The organism is Tateyamaria rhodophyticola, assembly GCF_047777875.1.
Classification (GTDB): domain Bacteria; phylum Pseudomonadota; class Alphaproteobacteria; order Rhodobacterales; family Rhodobacteraceae; genus Tateyamaria.
In genome coordinates this window covers 2,825,986-2,847,151 of the sequence record NZ_CP180519.1, presented here as the reverse complement: position 1 = coordinate 2,847,151, position 21,166 = coordinate 2,825,986, and the positions used below count along the sequence as shown (strand labels likewise).

Below are 21,166 nucleotides of genomic sequence, written 5' to 3'. Positions count from 1 at the left end.
GCATCCCTCGTTATGTCAGGCCCGCACAGAAGCTCTGGATGCGGGTACAGGCCTCTTTCAGGGCCTCATCGGACGTAGCGTAGCTGACGCGAAAGTTTGGCGATACCCCGAATGCCGCGCCAAAGACCACCGCAACGCCGGTCTCTTCCAGCAGAGCAGAGCAAAACGCCTCGTCATCCGTGATCTGTGTTCCCCCGGCCGAAATCTTGCCGATGCAGCCCGCAATCGACGGATAGACATAGAACGCCCCGTCCGGCACCGGGCAGCGGATGCCTTCGGCGGCGTTCAGCATGTCGACCACCAGATCCCGGCGCCGTTTGAACACCGCGTTGTTGGGCGCGATGTAATCCTGTGTGCCGTTGAGCGCCTCAACGGCGGCCCACTGGCTGATGGAACAGGGGTTCGATGTGGATTGCGACTGCACCTTGCGCATCGCCTTGATCAGGGGCTCGGGTCCCGCGGCGTATCCGATGCGCCAGCCGGTCATGGCATAGGCCTTGCTCACCCCGTTCACCGTCAACGTCCGGTCATAAAGGCGCGGCTCCACCTGAGCGGGCGTGGTAAACTCGAAATCGCCATAAACGAGGTGTTCATACATGTCATCTGACATGACCCACACCTGCGGGTGCCGCATCAGCACATCGGTGATCGCCTTGAGTTCGTCGCGGGTATAGCCCGCGCCAGTCGGGTTGGAGGGCGAGTTGAAGATCAGCCATTTGGTCTTGTCGGTAATGCAGCTTTCCAGTTGATCCGCGGTCAGCTTGAACCCGGTTTGCAACGACGCTTCTGCAATCACGGGCGTCCCGCCCGCCAGCAGCACCATATCCGGGTAGCTGACCCAGTAGGGCGCGGGAATGACAACCTCGTCCCCTTCGTTCAGCGTCGCCATCAGCGCGTTGTAAAGGATCTGTTTGCCCCCCGTACCGACGGTCACCTGTGCCGCGGTGTAGTCGAGGTCATTGTCCCGCTTCAGCTTGGCCACAATGGCCTCTTTCAGCTCGGCAATGCCGTCCACGGGGGTGTATTTCGTCTTGCCCGCCTCGATCGCGGCCACGGCGGCATCCTTGACGTTCTGCGGCGTGTCGAAATCCGGCTCACCTGCGCCAAGTCCGATGATGTCCCGCCCCTCCGCCTTGAGCGCGGCGACCTTGCCCGTCAGGGCCACGGTCGGGGACGGTTTGACGCGGTCGAGTGTCGCGGAAAGGAATGTCATGGTGGGCCTCAGCGGGTTAACAGGGTAAACGGCGTTGTGATACGCATCGCATCTCAGGCGATCAACCACTCAATCCGCTCAAGGAGTTGTCAAATGGAAGATCATCAGGACTGGTACAGCGAAGATGCGGCCACATTCGGCGACCGTGTCGCCGGCGCGCGCGAACAGGCGGGCATGACGCAAAAACAGCTGGCCAAGCGTTTGGGCGTGCGTCTTGCGACCTTGCGCGCCTGGGAAGAGGACTTGAGCGAACCGCGCGCCAACCGGCTGTCGATGATGGCGGGCATTCTCAACGTGTCGATGATGTGGCTTATCACCGGTGAGGGCACGGGTATCGATGCGCCGTCCGAGGCGGGTCCGGTCAATGAAACGGTGCGCGACCTGATGATCGAGATGCGGGATTTGCGTGCGGATCTGTTGAAACGGGCCGAACAGGTGGGGCGCCTGGAAAAACGCCTGCGCGCGGCACTGGAGCAGCCAGCGGATGGGTGAAGAACTGCGCGAACACCGGCTCAAGCGGCTGCACATGCGGTCGATGCGGCGCGGGATCAAGGAAATGGACCTGATCCTGTCGGCCTATGCCGCCACTACGCTCAACGGCATGACCGAGGCGCAGCTGGACCTTTATGATGCGCTCCTGTCGGAGAATGATCAGGATTTGTATACTTGGGTGACCGGGCAAGTCCCTGCTCCGGATCGTTTTCAGGCGCTCGTGGACGAAATCGCAATGACTTTTCAAACGTGATTTCAACACCTTAGACTTTTAACCGAAAATTTCCGAATTCCGCTCATGTTCTCGGGTGAGCAGAAGGAATCGGAGATTTCGATGAGTATTCAAGACCCGATAAAGACGGCGCCGGATGTCGCGGAACCGATGGGCGACCGCGGGTTCATGATGGCCTATCTGGAGGCACTGTCGCTGGTGGAGCGGCTGCACCGGCTGTTGCTCGACGTGATCAAGGATGAGTTTGAGCGGGTTGGCGTGTTGGAAATCAACGCGGTGCAGGCGCTGTTGCTGTTCAATATCGGCGACAATGAGGTGACAGCGGGCGAGTTGAAGAGTCGTGGCTATTATCAGGGCTCAAACGTCAGCTACAACCTCAAGAAGCTGGTGGAGATGGGGTATATGCATCACCAGCGTTGCGAGATTGACCGCCGCTCGGTCCGGGTGCGCCTGACGGAAAAGGGCCGGCATATCCGCACGGTCGTATCGGAACTGTTCGAGCGGCACGCCGAAGGGCTGCAATCGCGCGGCGTACTTGGCCCCGAGGGGATCACAGACATCACCGGGTCGCTGAAACGGGTCGAACGGTATTGGACGGACCAGATCCGGTACATCTACTGACCCAAACCGGCCTTCAGGCGGCGTCAATACCGCGGCCACGCCAGTCGGCAAGCCTGTCGAACAGGGTTTTGGGGGGCGGTGCCTGTGCAACGGTCGGATGCACCCGCTCCGACGGATCAAGACCGACCTTGCGCGCCTTGCGCGTGATGAACCATCGCCCATACCCGGCAAATGTCCCGATGGACGGCGCGGCGGGATCCTGAGGGTAACGCGAAACCCAACCCTCCGGCAGGGGCAGACCGCAGCCCTCGGCCTCGGTCATCAGCCAGACGAAGGGGATGTTCGACAGGGGACGCGCAAAATCGCGATGCGCCAATTGTCCACCGATGTCGCCATGGGTGCCACGGAACCACATCTGCACCAGATGCCCGTCCCAATCTTCGGTCGTGTCCCACATCACCGGTGCATAGGCCACGCGGGTCTCATTACGGGCCAGCGCGTGAAAGCCCCGCTTGACCGACTTGCCCAGGTGGTGGTTGTGAAAGGCATGGCGCGGTGCGCTCAGACGCCACAACACCGGCATGTTCAGGCCCAGAGATTTGACCGTGTCCCACACGCCGATCATCTCGATCTCCACCGCCTTGTGGCACATGGCGTTCGAGAATTGCGTTGCCGCCGCGCTGTCCGGAGTGCATTCGTAATGGCGGTATATGCTGCGGATATTGCGGACGGTCGCATGTTCCGCACGCAAAAGCCCCACCCGATCGATCACGCCCGCCAGCGACCGGATGGCATAGGCACCACGCGAATACCCCATCAGGAAAATGCGGTCCCCCGGTCGGTAGCGGGATGCCAGATATCCATAGGCCCGCCGGATCTGCCGATTGATGCCGCGCCCAAAGATCACGTCACCCGCACGCTGCCAGTTGGACCATTGCAGCCCCGGCTCGTAATAGACCGACACCGGTCCGCCGACCTCTTGCAACAGCTTTGCCGCCAGGCCGGCATTCGTTTCCTGACCGGGTTCCAGCGACGACAAGGTGCCGTCGATGATGATGACATGTGTCGTCTGGCCGCGCACCGGCGGGGCCACCTCTGGCAGCCCCTGTCCGAACTGGTTCTGCAACCAGTTGGAAATGCGTTTATTCAGCCGCGACAGCACCATGTGCAAGCAAGTCCCAAACGCGTTGCGGCGTGAACGGCATATCCGCCTGGCGCACGCCACGCTCCCATAGCGCGTCCTGCACCGCGTTGGAGACCGCGGCCAACGCTCCGACCGTCCCCGCCTCGCCACAGCCTTTCATACCCATGATGTTGGCCGTGGACGGAACCGGTTCCGACGTGAACCCAATCATGGGAACGTCCGCCGCACGCGGCAAGGCATAATCCATGAACGTTGCTGTGAGCAATTGGCCGTCTTCATCGAAATGCACATGCTCGGTCAGCGCCTGACCGATGCCCTGCACAACGCCGCCGTGCACCTGTCCTTCGGCGAGCATCGGGTTGATAAGATTGCCAAAATCATCCACCACCGTATAGCGGTCCGTGGTCACCACGCCGGTGTCGGGATCAATCACAACCTCTGTAACATGGCAGCCATTGGGGAAACTGCGCGCCTCCAGTTTGACGCGGCGTTCATGCACCATCAGGTCATCGCGCCCGGCCTCGCGCGCCATGTCCGCCACTTCGATCATGGTGGGGCTCAGGTTCGACCCCTCGACCCGAAACCGTTCATCATCAAAGGTGATCTCGGAGGCGGGCACACCCGTCTCATCGGCTAAAAAGGCAGTAAAGCCGTCGACCATTGCGCCCACGGTCGCGAGCGTGGCGTTGTTCTGTACCGTCACGGACCGCGATCCACCGGTGCCGCCACCCTGCTTGATCTTGTCACTGTCACCCTGCACCACGTCGATCCGGTCCACCGGCACGCCCGTCTGATCGCTCAGGAACTGGGCATAGACCGTCTCGTGCCCTTGCCCGTTCGATTGCGTACCGACATAGATCAGAACGCGGCCGTCCTTGGCGAATTCCACCTTGGTCGTCTCCGCAGGATCGCCGAGGATACTTTCGATGTAGTAGCACAGACCCAGCCCGCGCAGCTTTCCCTGTGCCGCATCGGCCGCCTTGCGCGCCGCGAACCCGGCCAGATCCGCCTCCGCCTCGGCACGGCGCAGCACCTTGTCGAAGTCGCCCACGTCATAGGTCTCGCCCACCGGCGTGTCATAGGGAAACTGATCGGGACGCACGAAATTGCGGCGGCGCAGCGCCAGCGGATCCATCCCCAATTCGCGCGCGGCCCGGTCCATGACCCGTTCCAGCGTATAGATCGCCTCGGGCCGCCCTGCGCCCCGGTAGGCGTCCACTTGCGTGGTGTTGGTGAAAAAGCCCTGACTGCGCATGAACACGGTCTGAATGTCGTACACACCGGTCAGCACGCGGGAATACAGCTGTGTCTGGATGGCTTGCGCGAATTGCGAGTTGTAGGCGCCCATATTGGCCTTGATCAGGCTGCGATAGGCCGTGATCCGCCCGTCCGCGTCAAAGGCCAGTTCGGCAAGCGTCGTCAGGTCGCGCCCCGCATTGTCCGACAGCATCGCCTCCGTGCGCTCCGACATCCAGCGCACCGAATGCCCGAGGGCACGCGCGGCAAATGGCACAAGGATGTTTTCAGGGTAGAGAAATGCCTTCATCCCGAAACCGCCGCCGGTATCGGGATTTGTGACGCGCACCATGTCGGCATCCATCCCGAGCGCTTCAGAAATGTTGCTCTTGGGGCCCCACACGCCCTGCCCGTTCACGGCCACATGCAGCCGGTCGCCTTCCATTTCGGCATAGCATCCGCGCGGCTCCATCGAATTCACGATCACGCGGTTGTCCCCCACGTCCAGCCGAACCACGCGGTCCGCCGCATCAAACGCCGCCCGCGTCGCGTCCTCATCGCCCAGGACCCAGTCATAGGCCACATTGTCAGGCGCCGTGTCGTGCAGCGTCTCGCCGCCCGGCGCCATGTCCATCTTGGCCGGCAATTCGTCATAGTCGAAGTCGATCAGTTCGGCCGCGTCCCGCGCCTGCGCCAATGTATCTGCCACGACAAAGGCCACCGGTTCGCCGACAAACCGCACCCGGTCCTTGGCCAACACGTGGCGGTCGGTGCGCGCCCCGTCGCTGCCATCTTCGTTCTTGATCAATGTGGCAGACATCAATGTCTGAACGCCCGCCGCCTCGAGATCCGCGCAGGTATAGACCGCCCGCACCCCGTCCGCGTCCCGCGCGTCCGCCACATCCAGCGTCGTGATCACGCCATGCGCCACGGGTGAGCGAAACACAAAGGTCTGAAACGCATTGGCCGGTGCGATATCGTCAACATACCGCCCGTCCCCCGTCAGAAACCGGATGTCTTCACGGCGGGCGATAGGCTGGCTTTTTCCGAATTTTTCCATGGGGGTCTCCTCGCGCACAAACGGGCGCTTTGCTTCGGGCTGAACCTAGCGGTTGCACGCCCCTTGTCCAGAGCCGAACGCGGGCCAGTCCGTTGCGAAAACGCCTTATTGCCCCGCCCGTCCCCCTTCGCTATCTCACGGGCTCAGCACATCAAAAGGATCAGGCCCATGGCTCTGGGGAAATTCAACGCAAAAGAGGTCGAAGCGCGCATCTATTCCGACTGGGAGAGTGCGGGTTGTTTCACTGCGGGCGCGAACGCGCGCACCGACGCCGCGACCTACTGCGTGATGATCCCGCCGCCCAACGTAACCGGCGTGCTGCATATGGGCCATGCGTTCAACAACACGTTGCAGGATATCCTCGTGCGCTGGCACCGGATGCGCGGCTTCGACACGCTCTGGCAACCCGGCACAGACCACGCAGGCATCGCCACGCAGATGGTTGTCGAACGCCGTCTGGCCGAGACCCAGCAGCCGGGCCGCGTGGCTCTGGGCCGGGAAAAATTCCTCGAAAAGGTCTGGGAGTGGAAAGGCGAAAGCGGCGGCACAATCGTGAGCCAGCTCAAACGTCTCGGCGCCTCCTGCGACTGGTCGCGCGAGGCGTTCACCATGTCCGGCGCGCCGGGTGCGCCTGCGGGGAATGAAGGCAACTTCCACGACGCCGTCATCAAGGTGTTCGTCGAGATGTACAACAAGGGCCTGATCTACCGCGGCAAGCGGCTGGTCAACTGGGACCCGCATTTTGAAACGGCCATCTCCGATCTCGAGGTTGAGAATATCGAGGTGCCGGGCCACATGTGGCACTTCAAATACCCGCTAGCGGGCGGCGAGACCTACACCTATGTCGAAAAAGACGAGGATGGTAACGTCACTCTGGAAGAGGAACGCGATTACATCTCCATCGCCACTACACGCCCGGAAACGATGCTGGGCGATGGCGCGGTTGCGGTTCACCCATCCGATGAACGCTACGCTCCAATTGTCGGAAAACTCTGCGAAATCCCCGTCGGGCCAAAAGAACATCGCCGCCTGATCCCGATCATCACCGACGAATACCCGGACCCCGATTTCGGCTCGGGTGCGGTCAAGATCACAGGCGCGCACGATTTCAACGACTATCAGGTCGCCAAACGCGGCGGCATCCCGATGTACAACCTGATGGACACAAAAGCGAACATGCGCGCAGACGGCAAACCCTACGCCGAAGAGGCCGCCATCGCCCAAGCCATCTCGATGGGATCACAGCCCTTCGATGAGGCGATGGTTGCAGCCATGAACCTTGTGCCCGACTCATATCGCGGCCTGACCCGCGAGGAGGCCCGCGCCAAAGTGGTGGCGGACATCACAGCCGAGGGCAATGCCGTTGAGGTGCCCAATCCCGAGTGGGAAAATGCAGAAGACGGCGAGTTTCTGCATGCACTGACGCATATCCCCTTTGTCGAAAACAAACCCATCATGCAGCCCTTCGGCGACCGCTCCAAAGTCGTCATCGAACCCCTGCTCACCGACCAATGGTTCGTAGATACCGCCAAAATCGTAGGCCCCGCGCTGGATGCCGTCAAAAACGGCGACGTCAAAATCCTGCCGGAGAGCGGGGAGAAGGTTTACTACCACTGGCTCGAAAATATTGAGCCGTGGTGTATCTCGCGCCAGCTGTGGTGGGGGCACCAAATTCCGGTTTGGTACGGACCAAGGTTTGACAACGACTTTCTCCATGAGGCAATCGCTGATCAACGTGAGCGCGAAGGCGCGGACGAGACTTATTGGTGGAAACTCGACAAGGCCATTGCATTCTGCGGCGCCGACGAAAAAGCCGTTCTTGAGAGCGCGCAAGAGTATTACGGCGAGCGCTTTAAAATCGGGCTGGCCAAAGAGAGCGGAACCGTAGGGTCAATGCATCCAAGATTGCATACCCAAGTCAGTTTGCTCGGAACTGGTGGCGAGATCACCGATGAAGACCAGTTTTGGATTTCATTGGTTCGCGACCCCGACGTCCTCGACACCTGGTTCTCCTCCGGCCTCTGGCCCATCGGCACCCTCGGCTGGCCTGAGGACACGGAAGAACTGCAAAAGTACTTCCCAACGAGTGACCTCATCACCGGCCAAGACATCCTGTTCTTCTGGGTCGCCCGCATGATGATGATGCAACTGGCGGTCACCGACAAAATCCCCTTCGACACCGTCTACCTCCACGGCCTCGTCCGCGACGCCAAGGGCAAGAAGATGTCGAAATCCACCGGCAACGTCATGGACCCGCTCGACCTGATCGAGGAATACGGCGCCGACGCCCTGCGCTTCTCCTCCGCCGCGATGGCGAGCCTCGGCGGCACGCTCAAACTCGACACCCAGCGCATCGCGGGCTACCGCAACTTCGGCACCAAACTCTGGAACGCCGCCAGCTACGGCGAGATGCGCGGCACCTTCGACCTGCCGCACAGCGCGGACATCCCGGAAACCAAACACCCGCTCAACCGCTGGATCAAAGGCGAAATCGCGAAAACGCGCGAGACGGTGGATCAGGCCCTGACCGACTACCGCTTCAACGACGCGGCCAGCGCGCTTTACGCCTTCACCTGGAACACTTTCTGCGACTGGTACCTCGAATTCACCAAACCCATCTTCGACGAAGGCACGCCCGAAGAGATCGCCGAAACCAAGGCCACCTACGCCTGGGCGCTGGACCAATGCCTGATCCTGCTGCACCCGATCATGCCCTTCATCACCGAAGAGCTGTGGCAGCAAAAACAGCGCCCCAAACGCCTCATCCACGCCGACTGGCCCACCTACACCACCGATCTGGTGGACGCTGAGGCCGACGCTGAAACGGGCTGGGTCATCAAGCTGATCGAAGCCATCCGCTCCGCCCGCGCCCAGATGCACGTCCCCGCCGGCGCCTACGTTCCTTGCGTCGTCAAAGGGTTCGAGCCCCAAGCCAAGGCCGCATACGACCGCAACAAGGCGCTCATCCACCGCTTCGCCCGGCTTGAGGCCCTCACCGAAGTCACCGACTTTCCCAAAGGCACGGTCGCCCTCGCCGTCTCAGGCGGCACCTTCGGCCTGCCGCTCGCAGACGTCATCGACGTTACCGAAGAAATCGCCCGCCTCGAAAAAACCCTCGGAAAACTCGCCAAGGAGCTCGGCGGCCTCCGCGGACGCCTCAAAAACCCCAAATTCGCACAAAGCGCTCCCGCAGAAGTGGTCGAGGAAACCAAAGCCAACCTGATGCTGCGCGAAGAGGAAGAATCCAAACTCCAAGAGGCCCTCACCCGCCTCAAGGAACTCTGATCCTTCTTCTGGCCGGAAATACCACGGGGGAGCGCGGCACGCGCGGGGGCAGAGCCCCCTAAAACATGGCGTCGCGCAGCGTCAATTGGATCGCTGCGCGCCCGCTTACAGCTTGAACACCGGCGCGCGTTTCTGGATCTGGGCCGCGACGACTTCCATCTGCTCCGGCGTCCCGATCAATCCGGCCTGCACCCGGCTTTCTTCGATCAACACCTCCGCGCCTCCGTGCGTCTCGGCGTAGCCGATCAACGCCTTCGCCGCGCGCAACGCAGCCGGAGATTTCAGCGTCAGGGCCTCGGCCAAGGCCATCGCGGCGGCCAGTGGATCTTCGGCCAACTCTGTGACGAGGCCCCAGGCCTCCGCCTGATCCGCCGAAACCGGTTCAGCCGTATAGGTCAGCTTGCGCAACACATCCGACCGCACCAACCTCGGCAAAAGGACCATGCCACCCATATCCGGGACGATCCCCCACTTCATCTCCATCACGGCAAACCGCGCATCGGGTGCCGCGATCCGGATGTCCGCCCCAAGGGCAAGCTGCATGCCCGCGCCGTAGCAGACCCCGTGCACGGCGGCGATGACGGGGATCGGACAGCGGGCCCAGACCATCGCGACCTCCTGCCACTGATTTGTCGTCCCGTCCCCATGGGTGCGCGGCATCAGCAAGGTGCCGGGATCCTGTCCGATCATCGCCCCCAGACTGCCGATGTCGATCCCGGCGCAAAAGGCCTTGCCCGCGCCCGACACAACGCAAACCCGCGCATCCGACGTCGTCACTTCGAGGCCCGCCGCGATCACGGCATCAATCATGGCCTGATCCACCGCGTTCATCTTGTCCGGGCGGGTCAGTTTCACATGCGCGATGTGGTTGTCATAGGTGATGGTGACGCGGGGGTCGGTCATGGCGGGCTCCTCTTTGGGCCAGACAATCGCAAAGCGCGCAGGTGCGCCAGTGAAACGTCAGGGCACCACGCGCTCCACCGCGCGCATCATGCCCAGCCCCTTGTCATAGACCAACGTCAGAATGCGCCGCCCGCCGCCTCGGGCGGCCACACCTGGCACCAAGCGTACCCCCGTCGCGGCTGCCGCAGTTGCAAGGAACCCCCGTCGCGTCATCTTCACCATATCACATCTCCAGTTGCGAACGATTCTCAATATAGGGGCGCGGTACACCGTCTCCAAATGTTGCAGCCGCGCGGCCTGCGCGCTACCCCTGCCCCATGACCGATTTTCGCCTGACCCCGCTCGCCGCCAGCTTGCCCGCCACCGTGCCCTTTGTGGGACCCGAAGCGCAGGAGCGTGCACGGGGCGAAGCCTTTGCCGCGCGGCTCGGCGCAAATGAAAGTGTTTTTGGGCCGTCCCCCAAGGCGGTGCAGGCCATGGCCGCCGCAGACCACATGAACTATGGCGATCCGGAAAACCACGACCTGGCCCAGGCGCTTGCGTCCCACCACGGTGTCCGGCCGGACAACATCATGGTGGGCGAAGGGATCGACGGGCTGCTGGGGTATCTGGTGCGACTGTTTGTGGGACCGGGGGATGCTGTAGTCACGTCGGACGGGGCCTATCCGACCTTCAACTACCACGTGACGGGATATGGCGGCACGCTGCACAAGGTGCCTTACCGTGACGATCACGAAGACCCCGCCGCGCTTTTTGCCAAAGCGGCGGAGGTCGACGCCAAGCTGGTGTATCTGGCCAATCCCGACAATCCGATGGGCAGCTGGCACGACGGCGCAGATTTGACCGCAGCGCTGGATGCCCTGCCCTCTGGCACGCTCCTCGTCCTCGACGAAGCCTATGCCGATTGCGCGCCTGCCGCCGCCCTTCCGGACATCGCCATCGACGACCCGCGGGTGATCCGCATGCGCACGTTTTCAAAGGCGTACGGGTTGGCCGGGGCGCGCGTCGGCTATGCCATGGGGGCGCCGGACCTCATTCTCGCCTTCAACAAGGTGCGCAACCATTTCGGCATGAACCGGGCCGCGCAGGCCGGTGCTCTGGCCGCGCTGGAGGATCAGGCTTACCTGACCGAAGTGATCGCACAGATTGACGCCGCCCGAACCCGCATCGCGCAGATCGCAACGGCCAATGGCCTGACCGCCCTGCCCTCTGCGGCGAATTTCGTGGCCATCGATTGCGGCGGCGACGGCGCCTTTGCCAAGGCGGTGCTGGACGGCCTGATCGCGCGCAGGATTTTTGTGCGCATGCCGTTTGCGGCTCCGCAGAACCGGTGCATCCGGGTCAGCTGCGGGACGCACGCCGATCTGGACGCCTTTGCAGCGGCGCTGCCCGGCGCGCTCACGGACGCGCGAACACAGGCGAATTCCGGATGACAGGACATTTTGTCACACTATAGTCTTTCAGGCAGACCGCCGCGTGAGACTGTCATGGATGATCACAAACAGGGCACAGCCCCGAATTACACCAACGCCTGCATCGTCATGTTCGGTGTGAACATCACCTGGATCCTGGTCGCAATCTGGGCGATCTGGGGGCTGATCGCTGCGTTTTTGCTGGCGCTTGGCGTCAACCACCTGATGGACCGGATGCGCGCGTGGGCCGCCGCACGTCAGGCGGCGTCCATCCGGCGCGGCAAACAGGTCTAGCCGCCGGCAATCACAGCTGCCGCCGCCTCGAGCGCGCCGCTGCCCTTTGGTACATCAAGCGCCGTCAGGGCCGCCTCGATCCCGCCCAGCATGCCAAGGATCATGTGACCGTTCACGTGCCCCATATGGCCAAGCCGGAAAAAGCCGTCGCGCGCCGGATCACCCGGTTCCGCCATGCCAAGCCCGATCCCGAGCGTCAGGTCCAGATGACCCTCGACCCAGCGGCGCAGCTCCGTGGCCTGCGGACTGGGCAGGCGCAGCGCGGTGACGGCGGTGCTGCGGTGTGCGGGGTCCGTTACGTTCATCGCAAAGGCGCCCCCTTCGGCCCACCGCTCGCAAGCGGCCCAGATGGCGCGCGCCAGAAGGGTATGGCGCGCCCAGACCGCTTCGATCCCTTCGGCATGGATCATGTCGAGCGCGACGCGCAGACCATAGAGGTGATGCGTCGGCGCCGTGCCGTTCCAGTACTGATAGAATTCCTGCGGATTGGCGCGTGGCACCCAGTCCCAGTATTTGCTGACCCGCGGCATGGCCGCGCGCGCCGCTGCCGCCTTGGGCCCAAAAAACACAAAGGCCATGCCGGGCGGCACCATCAGCCCCTTTTGACAGCCGGTCACCATCACGTCGACGCCCCAGGCGTCCATCTCGAACCGGTCGCACCCGAGCGATGCGATGCAGTCCGCCATTAACAGCGCCGGGTGATCTTCTGCATCCAAAACGTCCCGTAATGATTTGATATCATTCAGAATTGATGTGGATGTATCTACGTGGACGGCCAGCACGGCCTTGATCTTGTGCCCGGTGTCTGCCCGTAACGCTTCGGCCACGTGGGCCGCGTCAAACGGGGCGGATTTGCCGAAATCGATGATCTCGACCTCGGCCCCGAGACCTTCGGCCATCTCGGCCCAGCCATGCCCGAACCGGCCTGTGGCAGGCACCAGAACGGTGTCACCGGGTGCAATCGTGTTGGCAAGCGCCGCTTCCCACGCGGCGTGCCCATTGCCGATATACATCGCCACATCGCCCGATGTGCGCGCGACGGCGCGCAGGTCCGGCCCAAGGCTCGCCGCAAGCTCGATCAGCCTGCCCTCATAGATGTTTGGGGCCGCGCGGTGCATGGCCCGCAGCACCGCCTCCGGCATCACCGAAGGGCCCGGAATGGCAAGGTATTCCCGGCCCCGGCCGGATGAGGAGAAATCAGACATTGCGGGAATCCCATTGCGTCGCTTCGTGCCGCACCCTAGCGCGCGTCCGCGCCGCGTCAATCGGTGCGCCCGACGCTTGCCCATGCATGCCGGACCAGATAAACAGAGCATTCAATTTGCCCCTAGGAGCATGGCCCCGCGCCTTTGTCCCACCACGTGAGCACTCCCGAAGCCCCCGATACACCGATGGCCGCCTCTGGCCCGCTGCTGCGCTGGCTCTGGCACGGTTACCTCAAAAAACACACAGGCCTCATGGGGCTCGCCGTTGCGTTCATGGTGCTCGAAGGATCGATGTTGGGTGCGCTCAGCTATCTGATGCAACCGATGTTTGACGACGTGTTCGTTGCGGGCGATGGGCAGATGCTGATCTGGGTCGGCATCATGGTGATTACGATTTTCGTGGTGCGGGCGTTTTCGTCCGTTGTGCAAAAGGTGATCCTGACCCAGGTGGCACTGCGCACCTCGGCGGCACTTCGGTTCGACCTGCTCGACCGGATGATGTTGCAGGACGGCGCGTTCCACCAGCAACACCCGCCCGGCTTTCTGATCCAGCGGGTGCAGGCGGATGTGGGTGCCGTTGGCGAGGTCTGGCGCGCGATCATCACGGGTGCGGGGCGCGACCTGATTGGCCTCTTTGTCCTTTTTGGCGTCGCAATCAGCGTGGATCCCGTCTGGGCACTGCTGGCTTGTGTGGGCATCCCTGTGCTGGTGCTGCCCGCCTCTGCGGCGCAACGCTATGTGCGGCGCTATGCACGGACCGCGCGCGATCTGGGCGCGTACCTGTCCACCCGTCTGGACGAGGTGTTCCACGGCATCGTGCAGATCAAGCTGAACGCGCTGGAAGACTACCAATCCGACCAGTATCGCAACCTGACCAAGCGGTTCATCGGCACGGAAACCCGCGCCGCCTTTGGTGGCGCCGCGATCCCTGCGATGATCGACATCATTTCTGGTCTCGGGTTCATGGCGGTCATCCTCTATGGCGGATCGGAAATCATCGCTGGCGAAAAGACGATTGGCGAATTCATGACGTTCTTTACCGCCATGGGCTTCGCCTTTGATCCGCTGCGGCGCTTGGGCGGCATCGTGGGCCTGTGGCAAACCGCGGCGGCAGCCATCGAACGGGTCAAGGAGCTGCTGGATGCGCCTTTGATGCTGACCTCGCCCGACACGCCTGCGAAACTCCCCGAACAGGATCTGGACATCGTTCTGGAGAACGTGTCGCTCACCTATGGCGAAACGCAGGTGCTGCGGGAGCTGAGCCTCGTAGCCGAAGCGGGCAAGACCACGGCACTTGTCGGTGCGTCCGGTGCGGGCAAGTCCACGATCTTCAACCTGCTGACCCGACTGGTCGACCCGCAGGAGGGGTCGGTGCGTGTCGGCGGTGTGGAAACAACCGAACTCGACCTCGCCGATCTGCGCGGCATGTATTCCGTGGTCACGCAGGAGGCGCTGCTGTTTGACGAAACGTTGCGCGAAAATATCCTGCTGGGCCGTACGGATGTGCCAGATGACCGCCTGCGTGCAGTCATGGATGCGGCGCATGTATCGGATTTCGTCGATGGCTTGCCCGACGGGCTGGACACCCGTGTGGGCCCGCGTGGCTCTGCACTGTCCGGGGGGCAGCGCCAGCGCGTTGTGATCGCCCGCGCCTTGCTGCGGGACACGCCGATCCTGCTGCTGGACGAGGCGACATCGGCGCTTGATGCGCAATCGGAGAAGGTGGTGCAGACGGCGCTTGACCGGTTGTCCGCCGGGCGCACGACGCTTGTGATCGCGCACCGGCTGTCCACGATCCGCGAGGCGGACAAGATCGTCGTGATGGATCGGGGCGAAGTGAAGGACAGCGGCAACCACGAAGAGTTGTTGGCGCGTGGCGGCATCTATGCCGATCTCTACCGGTTGCAGTTCCGCGACGGCAAGACTGTGGTGGACCGGCAGGTGGCCGAAGCGCTTGGGACCGGCGGGGATTTCCCGCGCGAAGCGGGTGCGGGCCTGATTGCACGGCTGCGCGCGCGGCTTTTCGGGAACGTCTAGCGGCGGTAGGCTGCGGCAAGGCCCTTGGGGTCCGCGCCACACAGGTAGCGCGTCAACAGCCACAGGTTCCGCGCCCCCTGGCGCAGCCAGCCGCGCTTGCGGTAGCGCTCGGCGCTGGTTGTGGCGACCGCGTCGAGCCTGTGCAACCGGCCCCGCAGCGCACGCGCCATCGCCACGTCTTCCATCAGAGGCACATCCTGAAACCCGCCCACGGCATCATGCAGCCTGCGCGGCAGCAGCAGCCCCTGATCCCCGTACGGCAATCCGAACCACCGCGCCCGCAGATTGGCCCAACCCGCAACGGCCCGCCCCCCCCTGTCAAAGGCGAGGCGAAAGTATCCTGCATCCTGCGTCGCCAAATGCGCCGCCACAGCCGAGGACCAGCCAGGGCTCAACTGCGTATCGCTGTGCAGGATCAAAAACCATTGCCCCCGCGCCGCATCACAGCCACGGCGGATTTGCCCGCCACGCGACGCCGTGCCGTGCAGGACCTGTGCGCCCCATGCATCCGCCAATGTGCAGGTGTCGTCCGTCGATCCCCCATCGCTCACGATCAGTTCCGCGATCAAACCTGTGTCCAGCCCTTCGACCAGACTGTCGAGCGTGCCCGACAGGCACGCAACGGAATTCAGCGTGGGAATGATGACAGAGATCGGAGCAGGCACACGCGGCCTCTTTTTGCTTTGGACGTGGATTGCTATATCACCGACAGGATCGGAAAAGGAAATCCACGATGTCAGACCGCCACGTGTTTCGTCTGTCTGGTGCGGATGTGCGCCCGTTTTTACAGGGCCTTGTCACAAATGATGTGCATAAGGTGGATGACGGGCTGGTCTATGCGGCCCTTCTGACGCCGCAGGGCAAGTTTCTGGCCGATTTCTTCCTATTGGCGGACGGTGCGGATGTGTTGCTGGATGCAGACGCGGGCCAGGCGGATATGCTGCGGCAGCGGCTGACCATGTACAAGCTGCGCGCGGATGTGGCGATCGCGGATACGGACCTGCACCTGCACCGGGGCCTCGGAGATGTCCCCGCAGACGGATTTGCCGACCCGCGCCACACTGGCATGGGCTGGCGCGCTTATCGCAGCGCGCCTCCTGCCGCGGACGACGTGGACTGGACCGCGCGGCGCGTGGCGCACATGATCCCCGCCACGGGCGTGGAATTGACGCCGGACACGTTCATCCTCGAGGCGGGGTTCGAGGCGCTGAACGGCGTCGATTTCCGCAAGGGCTGTTACGTGGGCCAGGAGGTCACCGCGCGCATGAAGCACAAGACGACCCTGCGCAAGGGTTTGGCGCGCGTCGAGGTGGAAGGCCCGGCCGAAACGGGCACCGACATTATGGCCGGTGACAAACCTGCCGGCACACTCTTGTCCCGAGCCGGGGATGAGGCGATTGCCTATCTGCGGTTCGACCGTGCCAGCGGCGACATGCGCGCGGGCGACGCGACGTTGACGCGGCGGGATTGATCCGGGCGTGGGCGGGCCGGGGCCCGCCAGAGCCTCAGGCTTCGGACCCGCGGACCATCGCCCGCGTTCCCAGCGACACGGTTTTATGCACGGTGCGGAAAACGAACTGGATCAGGCCGACGACCAGCATCACCAGCCCAACAAGCACGACGACATAGGGCGTCAGCGCAACCAAAGCGCCCGCCAAGGTCTCTGGTGAACCTGTGGTGATGAGCGGCATCGCGACGTACAGCACCAAGCCTGCAAACATCAGGATCAGCCCGATGCCGACTTTCAGAAAACTGCGCAACATATCTCGTCTCCCTCTGATATCGCAGCAGAGGAACCATGAGACCGTGGCACCATTTGGGCCGTGTCAGGTCAAAAGTGCGCATTCTTTGCCCACGGACAGGCTGTCGCGCGCGCCTGTGCTCAGGCGCGTTCGACGTATTCCATGGTCTCGGTGTTGACGACGATATCTTCGTCCTGGCCCACAAAGGGCGGCACCATGACCTTTACGCCGTTGTCGAGAATGCCGGGCTTGAACGAATTGGCCGCGGTCTGGCCTTTGACCACCGGTTCGGTCTCTACGACCTTGCACACGACCTTCTGCGGCAGCGTCGCGTTCAATGCTTCGGCCTCGTAGAATTCGACCACGATGGTCATGCCGTCCTGCAGGAACGGGCGGCGGTCGCCAAGGATTTCCGCCGGAAGCTCGATCTGTTCATAGGTATCGGCGTCCATGAACACGAGCATCCCGTCATTCTCATACAGGAACTGCTGGTCCTTTTGCTCCAGACGCACGCGTTCGACCTTGTCCGCGCTGCGGAACCGTTCGTTCAACTTGGAGCCGTTGCGCAGGTTGCGCATCTCGACCTGCGCGAATGCACCGCCCTTGCCGGGCTTGACGTGGTCGACCTTCACAGCCGCCCACAGACCGTCATTGTGCTCCAGCACGTTTCCCGGGCGGATCTCGTTTCCGTTAATTTTAGGCATGTGTCAAAACCATGGCAAAAGGTTGATCAAAAGTTGATGCCCCCTATATCTCGGGGAATGCTGACCGGCAAGACAACGATATGCAGTGCTGCACCTGCAGCGAGCCATGCCGTCAGCGCAATGGAGCCATGCAATTTCGGGGTATCCGAATCGGTGTGAATACGCCATAAGGAACGCCACGCCGAAATCACAAGAGCAAGAATAAAGGAAGGACGACGAATGAAAGACTTCGTTGACGGCACAGCCTTTAACAATGAACAAGGCAACCGTGCACGTAAACTGTTTGCAGCCGTTGTGTTGGCTGCTCTCGACGACGCCATCGCCGACGATAAAAAATATGGCAATGGTCCTGAGCAAATCGCTCGCTGGGCACGCTCGCGCGATGGGCGCGAAGTGCTGAGCTGTGCGGGCATCGACCCGAATGAGCGTGTTGTCGAAGGGCTGATGGAATTTGTTGGCAAAGGTGTGCGGACCTCCGTCGCGCTGAGCCGCGAGGAATCGGAGCGCCGCAATGCGGCACAGCAGGCCGAAGCCGCCTGATCCCGTTTCAATTCGATCGATCAAGAGCGCGCCCTTTCGGGCGCGTTTTTGTTTGGGCTCAGCTGTCTACGAAAAAGAACAGCCACTGGCGCACGACCCAGATTTCCGCCGCCAGCAGGACAAGCGACAAGATCCGTGCCCAGATCGGCACGCGCCAAAGCCAGATCAACACGGTCGCCCCTACCGCAACTGCCGCTTCGATGGGGGCGATCCACATCGCACCATGCGCACGGTCCCAATAGCTGAACGGGCTTTCAAACACCCATGAGGTGATCGGCCAGAAATGCGGGCGCCCGTCGTCGTGATGCAGCGGGAAATCCAGCGCCAGATGCAACAGCGCCGCCCCCGTCAGTGCCACGCCCCACCCCGATGTGCGCCACAGCGCAACCAACAGAAGCAGTCCCCAGACCACAAACGAATTGTCGATGGCAAACACCGTTTGCCACGCGTCGGAAAAGTAGAGCTCGTTGAACACGCGTTGCGGCGAAATGTTCAGAAGGAACAGCGACGTGCCCGCCAGCAGATAAAGCGACAGGTCGGGAAGAAGCCCGCCGATAAGGGCGGCGCCGACGATTTTGGATGTTCCCGGACGCCCAAACAGGGCGGCCCCCACAAGCAGATGCGCGGGCGTGTTCACCGACCCGTCGCCCGGTTATCCGTCATTCGAGGTCCTGTGCGGCCAGCGCCCGGTGGATTTCGCGCCGCACCAGCTTGCGGACATTGCGCGTGATCCGCTCGCCCAGTGCGCCCTGCAATTCTTCGCGCACGATGTCAGAGATCAGGTCGCGCAGCGCGTCTTCGTCCAGGACGTCTTCGTCGCTGGAGAATATCTGTGCCTCCGGATCGGCGGCGGGCTCAGGCTCGGGCGACGTGTGGGCATGGTGGGCAAATGTGGGCTGCGGCGATGGCTCCACATCCGCGTCTTCCCATTCCATGGTTGGCGGTTCGGTGCCCGCATAGGCATCCGTGCCCGCATCATCCGGTTCCCACTCGTCCGCGCGTCCGGCAATCAGCGTTTCGAGCGCGGCGATCTTGTCGCTGAGCGAGCGGTCTTCGTCCACACTGTCCGGTGCGGCATCGGCTGCCTCCTCCGCGACAGGGTCGGCCTCAAACGCTTCTGCTTCTGCATAGACCTCTTCGGCGTCTGCGGTGTCGGCCTGTTCAGCGTCTGCATGGACGGCCTCTTCGGCGTAGCCCGTGTCGACCTCTTCGACCCAATCCGCACCTGCGGTGGCCGCGTCAGCTTCGGGCATATCCGCCCATGCGTCATCCGCCGTGTCATCCGACGCGGGTGCATCAGGCTCAACCGTTTCGGGCACGTCAACGTCGGCGGCTTCCACCGTTTCGATCAACGCATCCAGATCCGCCTGAAACGTGGCTTCATCAGCCGTGGGCGCATCCTCTTCGTGCGCCTCCTCTTGGGGTGTATCGTCGTCCATCACACGCAGCGATGGCGTCAGCACCAGCCGGTCATTGGCCGCCGCAGGTTCTTCGGCCGGTTCCGCCGGTTTGTCATCGGACACAAGACGGCGGATTGACGACAGGACGTCTTCCACCTCCGCATTTGTCATGGGATCGGACATGCTTCTACCACTCTCACCTCACCGCGAAGTCTACATCGTGGATGAGAGTCGCACAACAGGATGCTGAAAACCTTAATCTTCCGGCGTCAGGCTTCGAATGATACGGTCCAACTGGCGTCCCTGCTTGGACAGTTTGGCAGGTCCGTCCTTGACCAGGTTGTAATACGCGGTCGGATCATAACGCTGCACCGGCAGGCGCAAGCGCTCGGCGGTCAGCAGGCCCATCGATTCGAGCACGGCGTAGGACGCGATATACTGATCGGCCTGCGCCGAGATGCGGTTCGTCTCCGCATCAAGCAGGTCCTGTTCCGCGTCCAGTACATCCAGCGTGGTCCGGGCGCCCAGTGTCGCCTCTTCGCGGACACCCTGGAAAGCGACACGCGCCGCCCGGATCTGACGTTCGGACGCAGCAAGGCTGGCCCGCGCCGCCACAAGGTTGGAAATGGCATTCACCACATCCTGCTGCACGATATGGCGCACATTGTGCAGATTGCCGCGTGCGGCGTCCCGATTTGCAAATGCCTGACGCTCAACGGCGAAAAGCTGTCCACCGCGATAAATCGGGCCCGTCACGCTGAGACCGACGGTGGCGCTGTTGGTCGAATCGACCGCACCGAATTCCTCGGACACGGCCAGTTGCCCATCAAGGCTGATGGTCGGGTTCATGTCCTGCCCCGCCGCCGTGGCCAGCAATTCGCTGGCCGACACCTGATGCCGCGCCTGCGTCAGATCCGGGTGCGTCCGGACCGCAACCGCCTGCGCCCGGTCCACAACCGTTTCCACCTGCGGCAATCGCGGCAGGCCGCTCAGGCGACCAGGCGCGCGGCCCACGACATTGGTAAACTCGGCCTGCGCCTGCACCAGATCACGTTCGGATCCCGCGAGGTTGCTCCGGGCTTGCGCCACGGCTGCCTGGGCCAGCGATACGTCTGTCCGCGTCACTTCGCCGACATCGAACCGGTCCTGTGCCGCCCGCAACTCCTGCTGAAGAAGGCGCAGGTTGTTCCGGCTCAGCGATACAAATTCCTGCTGGCGGATCACGTTGAAATAGGCGGTCGCCGCGCGTAACAGCACCTGCTGTTCAACGTTCACCAGGCTGGCGCGGGTGGCCAGTACCGTTTCCTTGGTTGCCTCGACGCGCGACGCGTCCGCGCCGCCGTCAAAGAGCTGCAGTGACGCATTGATGCCCAGCGACACGGTGGTCTGGCTCAGGCTGACAGACTGGCCGCCGGTTTGCGACGACGTGCTGTTGCCAAAGCGGCGGTCAATATCCGCGCTCCAGTTGATGATCGGCTTCAACGTGGAGGCCGCGATCGCGACATCTTCGTCCGCCGCCCGCAGCAATGCGCGGTTTTGATCAATCAGACCGCTGTGCCCATACGCACCGACCAACGCATCCGCCAGCGAATTGGCCTGTGCCGTGCCCGCGACCAACCCCATCGCGAGCGCAACCCCGGCCATCCAGCGACCCGCACCTTGTCGATCCCGTTTCAGCCGCATGTGACCCGCCCTCTGAAATTGTG

The 21,166-nt window shown here is 62.7% G+C and carries 21 protein-coding genes; 9 read left to right on the top strand and 12 right to left on the bottom strand.

From position 1 onward, the window contains the following. Positions 1-10: 10 nt before the first annotated feature. Complete coding sequence (locus ACERHN_RS15485; protein WP_415919918.1) at positions 11-1,213, bottom strand: pyridoxal phosphate-dependent aminotransferase; 1,203 nt, start codon at positions 1,211-1,213, stop codon at positions 11-13. A gap of 93 nt (positions 1,214-1,306) precedes the next feature. Here ACERHN_RS15485 and ACERHN_RS15480 point away from each other — a divergent pair, with 93 nt between their 5' ends. The 3 genes from ACERHN_RS15480 (at position 1,307) to ACERHN_RS15470 (ending at position 2,558) form a co-directional block, all read left to right on the top strand. Beyond that, entirely contained in the window at positions 1,307-1,705 is a 399-nt protein-coding gene (locus ACERHN_RS15480; protein WP_415919917.1) for a helix-turn-helix domain-containing protein, read from the top strand. Then, the gene (locus tag ACERHN_RS15475) at positions 1,698-1,958 is read left to right on the top strand and encodes a succinate dehydrogenase assembly factor 2 (protein ID WP_415919916.1); all 261 of its coding nucleotides are present in this window, start codon (positions 1,698-1,700) and stop codon (positions 1,956-1,958) included. Before ACERHN_RS15480 ends, ACERHN_RS15475 begins: the two co-directional genes overlap by 8 nt. An 81-nt stretch (positions 1,959-2,039) precedes the next feature. Further along, entirely contained in the window at positions 2,040-2,558 is a 519-nt protein-coding gene (locus tag ACERHN_RS15470; RefSeq protein ID WP_415919915.1) for a MarR family winged helix-turn-helix transcriptional regulator, read from the top strand. A gap of 13 nt (positions 2,559-2,571) precedes the next feature. On the opposite strand, the gene ACERHN_RS15465 is transcribed toward ACERHN_RS15470, so the two are convergent. Together ACERHN_RS15465 and ACERHN_RS15460 are read right to left on the bottom strand one after the other, a co-directional pair. Then, positions 2,572-3,663 (bottom strand): DUF2235 domain-containing protein, encoded by a 1,092-nt coding sequence (locus ACERHN_RS15465; protein ID WP_415919914.1) that lies wholly within the window; start codon positions 3,661-3,663, stop codon positions 2,572-2,574. Further along, entirely contained in the window at positions 3,641-5,938 is a 2,298-nt protein-coding gene (locus tag ACERHN_RS15460; protein ID WP_415919913.1) for a xanthine dehydrogenase family protein molybdopterin-binding subunit, read from the bottom strand. Before ACERHN_RS15460 ends, ACERHN_RS15465 begins: the two co-directional genes overlap by 23 nt. A 168-nt stretch (positions 5,939-6,106) precedes the next feature. Between ACERHN_RS15460 and ACERHN_RS15455 the strand changes: the two genes are divergently transcribed. Beyond that, a complete protein-coding gene (locus tag ACERHN_RS15455) occupies positions 6,107-9,223 on the top strand; it encodes a valine--tRNA ligase (RefSeq protein ID WP_415919912.1) in 3,117 nt (1,038 codons plus the stop codon). A 105-nt stretch (positions 9,224-9,328) separates the two neighbouring features. Here ACERHN_RS15455 and ACERHN_RS15450 read toward each other — a convergent pair whose 3' ends face one another. Further along, positions 9,329-10,126, bottom strand: coding sequence for a crotonase/enoyl-CoA hydratase family protein (locus ACERHN_RS15450; RefSeq protein WP_415919911.1), 798 nt, complete (start codon positions 10,124-10,126; stop codon positions 9,329-9,331). Positions 10,127-10,183: 57 nt separating this feature from the next. Further along, on the bottom strand, positions 10,184-10,348 hold the full coding sequence (locus ACERHN_RS15445; protein WP_415919910.1) for a Tat pathway signal protein: 165 nt from the start codon (positions 10,346-10,348) through the stop codon (positions 10,184-10,186). Between the two features lie 95 nt (positions 10,349-10,443). Between ACERHN_RS15445 and ACERHN_RS15440 the strand changes: the two genes are divergently transcribed. Together ACERHN_RS15440 and ACERHN_RS15435 are read left to right on the top strand one after the other, a co-directional pair. Then, positions 10,444-11,559, top strand: a complete 1,116-nt coding sequence (locus tag ACERHN_RS15440; RefSeq protein ID WP_415919909.1) for a pyridoxal phosphate-dependent aminotransferase — start codon at positions 10,444-10,446, stop codon at positions 11,557-11,559. A 54-nt stretch (positions 11,560-11,613) separates the two neighbouring features. After that, positions 11,614-11,832, top strand: coding sequence for a hypothetical protein (locus ACERHN_RS15435; protein ID WP_415919908.1), 219 nt, complete (start codon positions 11,614-11,616; stop codon positions 11,830-11,832). Here ACERHN_RS15435 and ACERHN_RS15430 read toward each other — a convergent pair. Further along, complete coding sequence (locus ACERHN_RS15430) at positions 11,829-13,037, bottom strand: pyridoxal-phosphate-dependent aminotransferase family protein (protein WP_415919907.1); 1,209 nt, start codon at positions 13,035-13,037, stop codon at positions 11,829-11,831. The two genes, ACERHN_RS15435 and ACERHN_RS15430, sit on opposite strands and share 4 nt — an antisense overlap. Positions 13,038-13,223: 186 nt before the next feature. On the opposite strand from ACERHN_RS15430, the gene ACERHN_RS15425 reads away from it, so the two are divergent. Next, entirely contained in the window at positions 13,224-15,074 is a 1,851-nt protein-coding gene (locus ACERHN_RS15425; RefSeq protein WP_415922753.1) for an ABC transporter ATP-binding protein, read from the top strand. Here the strand turns inward: ACERHN_RS15425 and ACERHN_RS15420 are convergent. Further along, positions 15,071-15,739: a TIGR04283 family arsenosugar biosynthesis glycosyltransferase gene (locus ACERHN_RS15420; protein WP_415919906.1), complete on the bottom strand. Its 669-nt coding sequence runs from the start codon at positions 15,737-15,739 to the stop codon at positions 15,071-15,073. The two genes, ACERHN_RS15425 and ACERHN_RS15420, sit on opposite strands and share 4 nt — an antisense overlap. Before the next feature lie 68 nt (positions 15,740-15,807). On the opposite strand from ACERHN_RS15420, the gene ACERHN_RS15415 reads away from it, so the two are divergent. Further along, entirely contained in the window at positions 15,808-16,545 is a 738-nt protein-coding gene (locus tag ACERHN_RS15415; RefSeq protein ID WP_415919905.1) for a YgfZ/GcvT domain-containing protein, read from the top strand. Between the two features lie 34 nt (positions 16,546-16,579). On the opposite strand, the gene ACERHN_RS15410 is transcribed toward ACERHN_RS15415, so the two are convergent. Then, entirely contained in the window at positions 16,580-16,837 is a 258-nt protein-coding gene (locus ACERHN_RS15410; protein ID WP_415919904.1) for a hypothetical protein, read from the bottom strand. Positions 16,838-16,956: 119 nt separating this feature from the next. Then, a complete protein-coding gene (gene efp / locus ACERHN_RS15405) occupies positions 16,957-17,520 on the bottom strand; it encodes an elongation factor P (protein WP_415919903.1) in 564 nt (187 codons plus the stop codon). 219 nt (positions 17,521-17,739) lie between these two features. Between efp and ACERHN_RS15400 the strand changes: the two genes are divergently transcribed. Beyond that, positions 17,740-18,060: a DUF6280 family protein gene (locus ACERHN_RS15400; protein WP_039684470.1), complete on the top strand. Its 321-nt coding sequence runs from the start codon at positions 17,740-17,742 to the stop codon at positions 18,058-18,060. 58 nt (positions 18,061-18,118) lie between these two features. Here ACERHN_RS15400 and ACERHN_RS15395 read toward each other — a convergent pair whose 3' ends face one another. The 3 genes from ACERHN_RS15395 to ACERHN_RS15385 all read right to left on the bottom strand — a co-directional run bounded on the left by ACERHN_RS15395 (position 18,119) and on the right by ACERHN_RS15385 (position 21,143). Further along, positions 18,119-18,697 carry a cobalamin biosynthesis protein CobQ gene (locus ACERHN_RS15395; RefSeq protein ID WP_415919902.1) on the bottom strand — a complete coding sequence of 193 codons (579 nt, stop codon included), beginning with the start codon at positions 18,695-18,697 and terminating at the stop codon, positions 18,119-18,121. A 22-nt stretch (positions 18,698-18,719) separates the two neighbouring features. Further along, positions 18,720-19,643 (bottom strand): hypothetical protein, encoded by a 924-nt coding sequence (locus ACERHN_RS15390; RefSeq protein ID WP_415919901.1) that lies wholly within the window; start codon positions 19,641-19,643, stop codon positions 18,720-18,722. A gap of 72 nt (positions 19,644-19,715) precedes the next feature. Further along, positions 19,716-21,143, bottom strand: a complete 1,428-nt coding sequence (locus ACERHN_RS15385; protein ID WP_415919900.1) for a TolC family outer membrane protein — start codon at positions 21,141-21,143, stop codon at positions 19,716-19,718. Positions 21,144-21,166 lie beyond the last annotated feature (23 nt).

Bases quoted from the DNA above. Each gene is read 5' to 3' on its own strand.
- ACERHN_RS15445 (WP_415919910.1), bottom strand. From the start codon at position 10,348: ATGGTGAAGATGACGCGACGGGGGTTCCTTGCAACTGCGGCAGCCGCG.
- efp (WP_415919903.1), bottom strand. From the start codon at position 17,520: ATGCCTAAAATTAACGGAAACGAGATCCGCCCGGGAAACGTGCTGGAG.
- ACERHN_RS15410 (WP_415919904.1), bottom strand. From the start codon at position 16,837: ATGTTGCGCAGTTTTCTGAAAGTCGGCATCGGGCTGATCCTGATGTTT.
- ACERHN_RS15415 (WP_415919905.1), top strand. From the start codon at position 15,808: ATGTCAGACCGCCACGTGTTTCGTCTGTCTGGTGCGGATGTGCGCCCG.
- ACERHN_RS15430 (WP_415919907.1), bottom strand. From the start codon at position 13,037: ATGTCTGATTTCTCCTCATCCGGCCGGGGCCGGGAATACCTTGCCATT.
- ACERHN_RS15450 (WP_415919911.1), bottom strand. From the start codon at position 10,126: ATGACCGACCCCCGCGTCACCATCACCTATGACAACCACATCGCGCAT.
- ACERHN_RS15480 (WP_415919917.1), top strand. From the start codon at position 1,307: ATGGAAGATCATCAGGACTGGTACAGCGAAGATGCGGCCACATTCGGC.
- ACERHN_RS15435 (WP_415919908.1), top strand. From the start codon at position 11,614: ATGGATGATCACAAACAGGGCACAGCCCCGAATTACACCAACGCCTGC.
- ACERHN_RS15475 (WP_415919916.1), top strand. From the start codon at position 1,698: ATGGGTGAAGAACTGCGCGAACACCGGCTCAAGCGGCTGCACATGCGG.
- ACERHN_RS15440 (WP_415919909.1), top strand. From the start codon at position 10,444: ATGACCGATTTTCGCCTGACCCCGCTCGCCGCCAGCTTGCCCGCCACC.
- ACERHN_RS15425 (WP_415922753.1), top strand. From the start codon at position 13,224: ATGGCCGCCTCTGGCCCGCTGCTGCGCTGGCTCTGGCACGGTTACCTC.
- ACERHN_RS15385 (WP_415919900.1), bottom strand. From the start codon at position 21,143: ATGCGGCTGAAACGGGATCGACAAGGTGCGGGTCGCTGGATGGCCGGG.
- ACERHN_RS15455 (WP_415919912.1), top strand. From the start codon at position 6,107: ATGGCTCTGGGGAAATTCAACGCAAAAGAGGTCGAAGCGCGCATCTAT.
- ACERHN_RS15465 (WP_415919914.1), bottom strand. From the start codon at position 3,663: ATGGTGCTGTCGCGGCTGAATAAACGCATTTCCAACTGGTTGCAGAAC.
- ACERHN_RS15470 (WP_415919915.1), top strand. From the start codon at position 2,040: ATGAGTATTCAAGACCCGATAAAGACGGCGCCGGATGTCGCGGAACCG.
- ACERHN_RS15390 (WP_415919901.1), bottom strand. From the start codon at position 19,643: ATGTCCGATCCCATGACAAATGCGGAGGTGGAAGACGTCCTGTCGTCA.
- ACERHN_RS15460 (WP_415919913.1), bottom strand. From the start codon at position 5,938: ATGGAAAAATTCGGAAAAAGCCAGCCTATCGCCCGCCGTGAAGACATC.
- ACERHN_RS15485 (WP_415919918.1), bottom strand. From the start codon at position 1,213: ATGACATTCCTTTCCGCGACACTCGACCGCGTCAAACCGTCCCCGACC.
- ACERHN_RS15400 (WP_039684470.1), top strand. From the start codon at position 17,740: ATGAAAGACTTCGTTGACGGCACAGCCTTTAACAATGAACAAGGCAAC.